11 protein-coding genes, 1 tRNA gene and 1 pseudogene are annotated in these 9926 nt (G+C 66.3%); 10 read left to right on the top strand and 3 right to left on the bottom strand.

The features are described 5' to 3' along the window. From A5750_RS25125 to A5750_RS03910, 3 genes and pseudogenes are all read right to left on the bottom strand, one after another. A pseudogene (locus A5750_RS25125) lies at nucleotides 1–75 on the bottom strand (WXG100 family type VII secretion target); the annotation flags it as partial. Between the two features lie 162 nt (nucleotides 76–237). Beyond that, nucleotides 238–1395 (bottom strand): PPE family protein, encoded by a 1158-nt coding sequence (locus A5750_RS03915; RefSeq protein WP_066948252.1) that lies wholly within the window; start codon nucleotides 1393–1395, stop codon nucleotides 238–240. A gap of 63 nt (nucleotides 1396–1458) precedes the next feature. Beyond that, entirely contained in the window at nucleotides 1459–2352 is an 894-nt protein-coding gene (locus tag A5750_RS03910) for a PE domain-containing protein (protein ID WP_066948249.1), read from the bottom strand. Between the two features lie 356 nt (nucleotides 2353–2708). Between A5750_RS03910 and A5750_RS03905 the strand changes: the two genes are divergently transcribed. From A5750_RS03905 to A5750_RS03860, 10 genes are all read left to right on the top strand, one after another. Beyond that, nucleotides 2709–2785 (top strand) — tRNA-Leu (locus A5750_RS03905). Between the two features lie 185 nt (nucleotides 2786–2970). Next, the gene (locus tag A5750_RS03900; protein ID WP_066948246.1) at nucleotides 2971–3441 is read left to right on the top strand and encodes a hypothetical protein; all 471 of its coding nucleotides are present in this window, start codon (nucleotides 2971–2973) and stop codon (nucleotides 3439–3441) included. 141 nt (nucleotides 3442–3582) lie between these two features. After that, complete coding sequence (locus A5750_RS03895; RefSeq protein WP_066948243.1) at nucleotides 3583–3885, top strand: hypothetical protein; 303 nt, start codon at nucleotides 3583–3585, stop codon at nucleotides 3883–3885. Nucleotides 3886–3929: 44 nt separating this feature from the next. After that, nucleotides 3930–4295, top strand: coding sequence for a DUF732 domain-containing protein (locus tag A5750_RS03890; protein WP_066948289.1), 366 nt, complete (start codon nucleotides 3930–3932; stop codon nucleotides 4293–4295). A gap of 85 nt (nucleotides 4296–4380) precedes the next feature. Further along, complete coding sequence (locus A5750_RS03885; protein ID WP_067261275.1) at nucleotides 4381–5607, top strand: methyltransferase; 1227 nt, start codon at nucleotides 4381–4383, stop codon at nucleotides 5605–5607. Between the two features lie 116 nt (nucleotides 5608–5723). Further along, on the top strand, nucleotides 5724–6506 hold the full coding sequence (locus tag A5750_RS03880) for a hypothetical protein (RefSeq protein WP_067261273.1): 783 nt from the start codon (nucleotides 5724–5726) through the stop codon (nucleotides 6504–6506). Between the two features lie 97 nt (nucleotides 6507–6603). Further along, nucleotides 6604–7359: a dienelactone hydrolase family protein gene (locus A5750_RS03875; RefSeq protein WP_067261271.1), complete on the top strand. Its 756-nt coding sequence runs from the start codon at nucleotides 6604–6606 to the stop codon at nucleotides 7357–7359. Nucleotides 7360–7371: 12 nt separating this feature from the next. Beyond that, nucleotides 7372–7647 (top strand): DUF6295 family protein, encoded by a 276-nt coding sequence (locus tag A5750_RS03870; RefSeq protein WP_067261268.1) that lies wholly within the window; start codon nucleotides 7372–7374, stop codon nucleotides 7645–7647. 23 nt (nucleotides 7648–7670) lie between these two features. Then, nucleotides 7671–8426, top strand: a complete 756-nt coding sequence (locus A5750_RS03865; protein WP_082948392.1) for a DUF427 domain-containing protein — start codon at nucleotides 7671–7673, stop codon at nucleotides 8424–8426. Nucleotides 8427–8802: 376 nt separating this feature from the next. Beyond that, the gene (locus A5750_RS03860; protein WP_067261264.1) at nucleotides 8803–9891 is read left to right on the top strand and encodes a YncE family protein; all 1089 of its coding nucleotides are present in this window, start codon (nucleotides 8803–8805) and stop codon (nucleotides 9889–9891) included. Nucleotides 9892–9926 lie beyond the last annotated feature (35 nt).

Here is a 9926-nt window from a genome sequence, read left to right as displayed (position 1 = left end):
CGTCTGGGCGTGCACCTCGAAGCGGCCCGCCATCGCCCGCATTTCGTGCGGGTCAGTCATAAAACGTGTTGCCATGTTGCTTTCTCCTTTTCCTTCAAGCCTTCAATGTCGAAGTCTTAACAGTTCTAATTGATGCGGTGGTGGCCGCGTTATGGACAGATTACGGCCTACCGGTTAACTGATCGCCTCAAACGGGTGACATGTACCCCCTAATTTCCCGTACCGGTAATCCCGACATCAGACGACAACTTGCTTGGGCATAACGATCGGCTTGAAGCCGTACCGCGGTCCGGAGCCGTAGGCACCGGCGCCCTTGGCCGCGGCGGCCATCCCCGGCATGCCGGGCATCGCGGTGACCGGCTCGGCCTCGGCCGCCGCCGTCCACCCCGAGCCCTCGAGGGGGGCGGTGGAGGAAGCCAACGACGCGGGGGCGGCCGCGTTCCAGCCGGCCGGCACCGACAGTCCGCCGACCGCGGAGGCCTCGCCCAGGGCGGCCGACGCTCCCGCGCCCGACACCGAGCCCACCATGGTGCCCTGCACCATCCCGCCGGCGAGCGGCGTGACGGAATCGGTGAGGGCGAATGGGATCGACGGCACGGAGCCGAGGGTGTGCCCCAGGGAGACCGCCGTCGGGATGGTGTTGCAGACCCACCATGCTGCGGTGTTGACGGCGCCGTTGATGCCGTTGAAGACCGACGGCGTACCGATGAAGTTGTCGATCGAGGACAGCAAGCCGTCGGTCGTGAAAGGCAAGGTGGGGGCGGCCAAGGCCGCCGCGTTGGCGGCGGGAGCGAGCGCCTGCACCGTGCCGCCGGTCGAGTCAGCGGCGAGGGCGGTGCTGTCCGCGGCCGCGGCGGCCGCAGGGTTGGTGGTCGAAGCCAGCGGAGTCACTGGAGTCAGCACCCCCGCCGCCGCGGAGGCAGCCTGGTAGGCGGCCATCATGGCGGCGTCCTGTGCCCACATCGCGGCGTACTGCGCTTCGGTCGCGGCGATCGCGGCCGAATTGACCCCAAGGAAGTTGGTCGCGACGAGTGTCGCCAGCAACGTCCGGTTGGCTGCGATCACCGGCGGGGGGACCGTCGCCGCAAACGCGGCCTCGTAAGCGGCCGCGGAAGCCGTGGCCTGCGCGCTGGCCTGCTCGAGCGTCGTTGCCGTCTCGGTCAGGTAGGCGATGATCGGCTGGGCCGCGGCGGCCGCCGCCGCCGATCCGCCGCCGGTCCAGTTTTCGGTGGTGAGCAACGAGACGATCGACTCCCACTGGGTTGCCGTGGCGCTCACCTCGGCGGCCAAATTGGCGTATGAGGCCGCGGCGGCCATCAGCGGTCCGGCACCGGCGCCGGCGTACATGAGAGAGGAGGTGATCTCCGGGGGAATTGCTGCAAAGTCAAGAACCATTTGTGTTTCCCGCTCCTTATGTTGTCTTTTGCAATTCGAGGACTTTGAGGGATTGGCGGAGGGCTAGACGGTCGCCGGTTTGGGCATGACGATCGGCTTGACGCCGTAGCGCGGCGCACCGAAGCCCGCGCTGTTTCGCGCAGCCGCGCCCATCCCCGGCATGCCCGGGATGATGGTCCCGGTGCCGGCCTGCGGCGCGGCGGCGGTCCAGCCCACCGTCTGCAGCGGTGCGGCGCTGGTGCCGGCCACCGGGGTGGCCGCGCCGGCCCAACTCGGCGGCACCGACAGGTTGTTGACCATGGTCGCGGACCCCACGGAGGCCACCGGCATGGCGCCCATGCCGGCCATGCCACCACCGGCCATGGGCGTCGTGACATCGGCAAGCCCCGCCGCGTCGGCGGCCGATCCGGCGGCGTCGGCCGCGGAGGTGTCCAGCAGTCCGCCACCGGCCAGACCCAGCAGGTCGGAACCGGCAGAGGCCCAGTTGCCGAAGCCGATGTTGCCGATGTTGGCTCCGTTGCCGGAGAGGCCGAAGATCCCGCCGAGCATGTTCGGGTTGGTGCCGTTGCCGGTGCTACCGAGGAGATATGCGAGCCAGTCGAGCGGGGTGTTCGACGGCGTCGCCGCGGCGGACGCGAGCGGAGAAGCGGCGCTCGACAGCGCGGCCTGGCTCGCGTTGACGGCCTCGGTGTCGCCGTAGCTGCCCGAGCTGATGCCCAGGGTCTGCGCGTAATTCTCCAGCAGCGTCTGCGCCTCGGTGGCGATCGCCTGGTACTGGGTGCCGTACGCCGAGAAGATCGCCGCCTGCTGGGCCGACACCGGGTCGGCGGCGGCCGGAGCGATCACCGTGGTCGCCGCCGCGGCGCCCGCGTTCTGCGCCGCCAGGTTGGTGTTTATCCCCGACAGCAGCTGCTCGGCAGCTAGCATCTCTTCTGTCTGTGTTGTCAGAAATGCCATTTATTGCTCCTAGTGTTCGGAACGAGTCGACCCCCATGCGGTGGATCGACCTGAGTGTTTACGTAACGGCCCCTGTGCGCTGGCGTAACACTAACGACCCCCGACTCCACGTTCCCGGCCGAAAGGGGCAGGGTTACAGCCGTTTACGGCTTCTTAACGATCAGGCCGGTAGTTTTAACATCGTCCTGCCGGACGACATAGCGGTGTCATCTGTTACCCGAAGGAAAGCCGTGGTTAAGGCTCGGGGGAGCGGATCTTAGCTGACACACTCTCGCAGCGCATCTTGCAAATTTCGGTTATTTCGAGCGAGACGCGATGTCCCGGATTCGGCGCCGGCGCGCTACATTCGCCGCCGAGCCCCCATAGCCCAATTGGCAGAGGCAGCGGACTTAAAATCCGCCCAGTGTCGGTTCGAGTCCGACTGGGGGCACCAGCGTCCGCGCAGGTCAGTGCATGCAGCGCGATAACGCGCGCGCGCCACCCTCAGCCTGTTTGCCCGGCCGCTGATCCGGCGATCGAATCGGGGCCATCCTCTATTCGAGGTAGAGCCTTTATGCCCTGTCTGGCGGGCGGGCTCGGGGCGAAGGATCACCGTTCACAGGACTTAGGAGGTCGACGGTGATCAAGCAAGCCATCGTGGGCGCCGCGGTGGTGCTCATCGTCGCCGGCTGCTCACCCCAAAAACACGCCAGCGGTGGCGGCGCCACCACGACAACGTCTCACACCCAGGCCGTGCGCGGATGGGTCCAACTGACTCAGGACCACATGCAAGACCTGGGTATCGCCATGGGCAAGGCCACCTTCGCCATCGGTAGTAAGGACAACGCCGCTCTGGGGGCGGCCTGCCACGAGGGCCATGACGCGGCGAGCTTCCTGCAGGCCCATCTGCCCTCCCCGGACAAAGAACTCACCGACGCGCTGCAAGCCAGCCTCGACGACTTCGACGCCGCCTCCCACTTCTGCGTCGCCGCGGTCGAGGACAACGATCCGAACGAGGCCCGCCACGCGGGCGAGTTCATGAACTCTGCCGAGGCGCACCTCACGACCGCCACCGCCATCCGCGATCGCATCGTCAACGGACCCGGATAGGTCCATTTTCAGCGCGGTTCCTCGAGAACGCCGGAAAGCGACGAATGGTCCGATGCCGGAGGACCTTGGCCCCTACTCCATTCAGGGGAGGGGCCGACAGTGAGATCACACGCGTCGTCGCAACCGAGAGAGGACAAGGACATGAATCGCGAAGTGAGCAAATTCTTCTGCGGAGCGTTCGCCGGAATCGCCTATGCGCACGCGGGTTACGCCGTCGCCGCATCCACCGGCATCATCGACGAGCCCATCTTCCTCGGCAGGAAGTGGGGCGTCGGATACATGTGGACGGAGGCCGTTGTCTATACCGCGATCAGCGCCGCCCTTGGTTACGCCGGCTGGCGTACGCAACCCGTCAACTTGCGTGAGGTAAGCGCGCCGGAGACAAGCGGGCAGACCGGGCAGGGTGTGGGCGAGGCGAAGGTACCCCTGTCGACGTCGAATTGATCGTTCTCGACGGGATGCCGCCACAGAAGGAGACCGCAGCCGGTATGAACGTTCGTCTCGGGAAGTGGTCGGCCAGTTGTGCTGTCCTGCTGTTCGCCGCCGTGCCGTTCTCCTCGGCGTCAGCATCAGCAGATCCAGTCGATGATGCGTTCATCGCGTCCCTGGTGAATTACGGGATCGAAGTTCGAGACAGCGACACCGCGATCGCGATGGCCCACCGGGTGTGCACGGGATTCGACAACAACGCGAATGCGAGCGTTCTGGCGCTGAAGGTCAAGCACGACACCGATCTCACGATGAAGGAATCCAGCTACTTCGTCGGCCTGTCCGTGTCGGCCTACTGTCCGCAGTACCGGGGGCAGATCGACAGTTCGCTGATCTGGCTGGTTCCGGGCCCCCCGCTGATGTGAACGCCGAGGCACGCCGTCAGCAAGCCGAACGACGCGAGGCACAGTAAGTTGGTCGCGACCGCCACCGCGAAGGAGCCGCGCCGAAGTGACCGACGATCCGCGGGGTGACGGTGTCTCCCGTCAATACGATCGGTGGGAGTATCCGCCCCCGGTAACCGATCTCGCGGCGTGGACCAAAAATCACTGGGATTGGTTCGATCCCTTTTGGGCGCACCGCGTCCTGTGGCCCAACCGGGAGTACAAGCCGGACCTCGACATTCTCATCGCGGGTTGCGGCACCTTCCAGGCGGCCGTTTTCGCCTTCATGAACCGCGCCGCCAGGGTGGTCGCGATCGACGTCAGCCGGTCAGCGCTCAAGCACCAGCAGTATCTGAAGGACAAGCACGGCCTGGACAACCTGGAATTGCATCTGCTTCCCATCGAAGAGGTGTCGACGCTGTCCCGCGACTTCGACCTCATCGTGTCCACCGGCGTCTTGCACCACATGGCGGACCCACTGGCCGGGCTCAAAGCGCTTGGCGGCTGCCTGCGCTCTGACGGGGCACTCGGAGTCATGCTTTACGCGAAGTACGGCCGGATCGGGGTCGACATGCTCGAATCGGCGTTCCAGGACCTCGGGCTGAAGCAGGACGACGCATCGGTCCAGTTGGTCAAAGAGGCGATCGCGGTGCTACCCGCCGACCACCCGGTTCGCCCCTATCTGAACGGCGCCCGCGATCTGCTGTCCGACGGCGCGTTGGTCGACACCTTTTTGCACAGCCGCCAGCGCGCCTACACCGTTGCGGATTGCCTGGAATTGGTCGGCTCCGCCGGACTGGCGTTCCAGGGCTGGTTTCACAAAACGCCGTACTACCCGCACGACTTCGTCGCGCCGGCGAGCCAGTTCCAGGCCATGCTGAACCGACTGCCCGACATCAAACTCTGGTCCGTGATGGAACGCCTGCAGCCGGCGAATGCCACCCACTTCTTCATCGCCTGCCGCCCGGAACGTCCGAAAGAGCATTACGCAATCGATTTCTCGACGGACGGGGCGCTCGATTACGTTCCGCTACTGCGGACGGCCTGCCTGCTGTCCGGCGACGAGATCCACGTGCCCGGCACGAAGCTGAAGCTGAACCCGGCTCAAGTGCCGTTCGTTCAGCAGGTCGACGGCCGTCGCACGATCAGGGAGATTATCGATTCTGTGGCACAGCGCGGTGACGTCGGCCCGGAAAACGCCGGCCTGGTAAGGGAATTCGGACGCACGCTGTTCCAGTCGCTGTGGCGTCTCGACTTTCTGGCGATGGCGCTGAACACAAACGCATCCGGTTAGTCGTCGGCGTTTGCCGTCAGAAGACCCTGGCGTCACGGCTCACGTCATGACCCCGGACCAAATTTTGGGCCTGCCGCCGACGGTGCGGCGAACCGCCACTCATACACTGACCAATCGTGGGCATGCTGTCTGGTCTTGCGCCGTGGATCGCTTATTGGGTGCTCGTCGGTAACGTCCCGTTCCCTGCCGCGGCGTTGGCAGCGCTAGCGATCACGGCCGTCGCGGTGGTGGTCGGGAGCGTCGCCGGCAAGCCGGAGCGTACGCTCGAATTCGGTTCTGCCGCCGTGTTTGTGGTGCTCACCGGGCTGAGTTTCGCGCGGGACGAGTGGTTCGCCCAACGGTGGATGCTGCCACTCAGCGCCGCCGGGTTCCTCGTGGTGGCCCTGGTCGGAACGCTGACCGGCAAGCCGTTCGTGCGTGCGTTCGCAGCCGCGGAACAACCCGCCGACGTCGCCAAGACCGAGCTGTTCGGCCGGCTCGTCAGCGTCCTGAGCTGGGTCTGGGTGGGGACGGCGGCGGCCATGACGGTGTCGTCGGCGATCCCGCCGATGGTGCGGGATGACGCCACGATCCTGGACACCAAGACCCCGTTGTCGTACGTGTGTTACTGGCTCATTCCGTTCACGCTGTTGGGCCTGGCGGCGCTCGCGTCGCGGTTCCTGCCCGACCGGATGCTGGCCGGCATCGGCGACGTCCCCCGAGAAACCTCGTTCGTCGCGTACGACGAGGCCACCATCGACGAGCTGTACTTCCTCGCCCAGGAACACGCGAACCGGGAGGTCGGCCCCGGCAAGGAGGCCTACAACGTGAAGGTCGGCGGCATGGGCGTCCCGTTGACCGGGGATGAGTCCCGCAAGTCGTGGCCCTCGACCTACAAGGTGCGCGACAAACGGCGCTGAACGCGCGACCGGTGTTCCGATACGTTGGTTTCCGTACCGGCCGCGTGGGCCGCCGGGTCCGGTTGTGCGGCCACCACGGAGCCCCAAAGGAGTTGCGATGAACGCGCTCAGTCCAGACGCCATCCGGGCGGAAACGATCACCATCACCGGCCACGGCGGTGACGAGATCGAGGCGTACCGGGCCACGCCGCTCGCCGAGGGGTCCCGCGGTGGAGTCGTGTGGATCCATCACATGCCCGGCTACGACCGCGAAACCAAGGAGTTCGTCCGGAGGCTGGCCGTCAGCGGTTATCACACCGTGGCCCCGAACCTCTATTCACGCGAGGCCCCCGGTGCGTCACCCGACGACGCGGCGGCGGCGGCGCGGGCGGCGGGCGGCGTGCCCGACGAGCGACTGGTCGGCGATGTGGCGGGTGCGGTGGAGCACCTGCGTTCCTTGCCTGGGGCTAACGGGAAGTTCGGCGTCATCGGGCATTGCTCGGGCGGGCGGCACGCGTACCTGGCGGCGTGTTCACTGCCCTTCGACGCCGTGGTGGACTGCTACGGCGCGTTCATCGTCGAGGATCCGCCGGAGGGCATGCCCATGGTTATGAAGCCGATCCTGCAGCTGGCGCCGAACCTGAGCTGCCCGCTACTCGGCCTGTTCGGGCTCGACGACCGCTTCCCGGCTCCACCCGCGGTTGCCGCACTGGACGAGGAGCTGACCAGGCTGAACAAACCGCACGAGTTCCACTCCTACGAGGGCGCGGGACACTCGTTCTTCTCGGTCGATCGGCCCGCCTACCGACCGGAGGCGGCCGTGGACGGCTGGCGGCGCATCGACGAGTTTTTCGCCACCCAGCTGAAAGGTTAGGTCTCGCCTGCCATGTGTACTTATCTCACCGAACACATCGGAATCGACGGCAGCGGCAAGGGCGCCACCGGATGGTTTGGCGCCAGCCGCGCGACGGTCTACGTCGATCACCCGGTCCACGCGCCCTACGGCCACACCGTCAACATCGACGTGATCAACCCCGAACTCGGGCCGTCGGCGCGGGTGGCGCTGGAACTCACCGAGGAGAGCGCGCTGGCGCTGGCCGACGCTATCCGCAAGGCGATCGCCCACGCGCCGGCCGGGCTCGCGTCTAAGGACCGGATGTGACCGCCGACCGGGACTATCCGCAGATGGCCGCTGAGCGCGGCCGGGTCGAGCCCGCGCCGCGCCGCGTGCGTGGCTACCTCGGGGACGCGCTGGTCTTCGACACCACGGCGGCCCTGTATGTGTGGGAGGTCCCGTACTACCCGCAGTACTACATCCCGCTGGCCGATGTCCGTGCGGAGTTCCTGCGCGACGAAAACCATTCGCAGAAGGTTCAATTCGGGCCGTCGCGGCTGCACTCCCTAGTGGGTGCCGGCGAGATCCACCCGTCCGCCGCGCGCGTGTTCGACGCCGACGGTGGCGGACCGGTGGCTGGGACGGTGCGATTCGAATGGAATCCGTTGCGCTGGTTCGAGGAAGACGAACCGATCTACGGCCACCCACGCAATCCGTATTCGCGGGTTGACGCGCTGCGCTCACACCGGCATGTTCGGGTGGAGCTGGACGGAATAATGCTGGCCAACACCAGTTCTCCGGTCCTGCTATTCGAAACAGGTTTGCCCACAAGGTATTACATCGACCCAACGGATGTCGACTTCAAGCATCTGGAACCCAGCTCCACCCAGACGCTGTGTCCGTACAAGGGGGTGACGTCGGGTTACTGGTCGGTGCGGTTGGGCCGCCCTGATGGTGATGTCCTGCATCCGGACCTGGCCTGGACGTACCACTACCCACTGCCCGCGGTCGCCCAGATCGCCGGTCTGGTGGCGTTTTACAACGAAAAGCTGGACATCTTCGTCGACGGCGACGCGCTGCCCCGGCCGCGCACCCAGTTCAGTTAGCCGACGCGGTGTGATCTTTCCCTCTTCGCGCCTGCACCCTGAGAGTTTCTTAACCTGGACAACTCCACCGCGCTGACCGGTGACGTTAGCGGCGAATGCGAAATCCGCCGGAAGCGCGTTTGCATCGGTTTCGCTACGGGTAAGCGACTGCGATACAGCGTAATTGAAAGCCTGAGCAGAACCTGAGTGCGCGGGGTGACGTAGCTAACGTCGGGGGATTTAAAGGGATTTGACGCGATTTTTGGCCGGTAGACTCGCCAAACCAGTCGCGTCGGCGCCTTTTGGTGCTGAGATCTTTCTGGATCTGTAGGCGAATTGTCGCGCAAGTCCCGGCGACGCCGCCTCCGCGCCGACAACATAGCAAAGGCGGTGCAGCGTGAGCGGTATAAACGACCGCAAGGCCTTCCAGGACGATCGAGACGAGCGGTTGTTCGGATTCGACGACGCCCCGGTGGTTCAGATCCCGGTGCGAAACGGTCCCATCAGCGACATCGGCGTCAGTCCCGACGGCACTCGGCTGGTGGTGGCGAATCACGGCCGCGACACGGTCTCGATCCTCGACGCCGATGCGCGTCGGGTGGTGCAGACAATCACGGGCATCGACGAACCGTTCGCGATCGCCGTGAGCGGCGGGGCCTCCCCGCGCGCCTACATCAGCACCGCGTCGTCCTCATATGACTCCATCGACGTCGTCGACCTCGCCACGAACGCGCGGATCGCGACCCATCCGCTGGCCGACCGCGTGAGCGATCTGACCGTCAGCGCCGACGGGAGGTTCGTCTACGCCAGCCGCAACGGCGCCCGCGGCGCCGACGTCGCGGTCATGGACACCACCACGGATGACTTCGAAGTGATCGGACTCGACGCGACACCCGGCACCACCGCGGATTGCGTGCGCATCAGCACCGACGGGCGCCACCTCTACGCCGCCACCAACGGGCCGTCCGGCGGCGAACTCGTCGTCATCGAGACCGGGGCGCAGTCCGACGGCCGGGCCGGCGCCGAATCCCGCGTCGTCGGCGCCTACGAGCTGGGTTTGCCGATTCGCGACGTCGCGCTGAGCAACGACGGCGCCACGGCCTTTGTGGCCAGTTGCGGCCCCGTCGTCGGTGCGGTGCTCGACGTGATCGACACCCGGGCCCGCAAGATCACCGGAACCCGCAAGCTCAGCGAGCTCGCCGGCCCGCTCACCCGTTTGGCGCTCAGCCGCGACGGCCGCCGCGCCTACTTGGTCAGCGACGACCGCGTTGCCGTGGTCTGCACGCGAACCCACGACGTCATCGCCGACATCGGGGCGGTGAACCACTCATCCTGCGTGGTCGAGAGCCCCGACGGCAGGTACCTCTACATCGCCGGCCATTCCGGTGTGGTCACCGTCGTGCCGATCGCCGCGGGCGGGGGACCGGCTGAGGCGTCGACCACCCGGCTGCCCGCATTGGCTCAGCGGGAACCCGTACTCGCCTAGGGTGATTGCCTGACGCCGGCGCCGAACTCGGGCTT

It is taken from the genome of Mycobacterium sp. 852002-51613_SCH5001154 (genome assembly GCF_001667425.1).
Taxonomy (GTDB): domain Bacteria; phylum Actinomycetota; class Actinomycetes; order Mycobacteriales; family Mycobacteriaceae; genus Mycobacterium.
The sequence above is the reverse complement of the archived record's forward strand: the minus strand, read 5'-3'. Positions and strand labels throughout refer to the sequence as shown.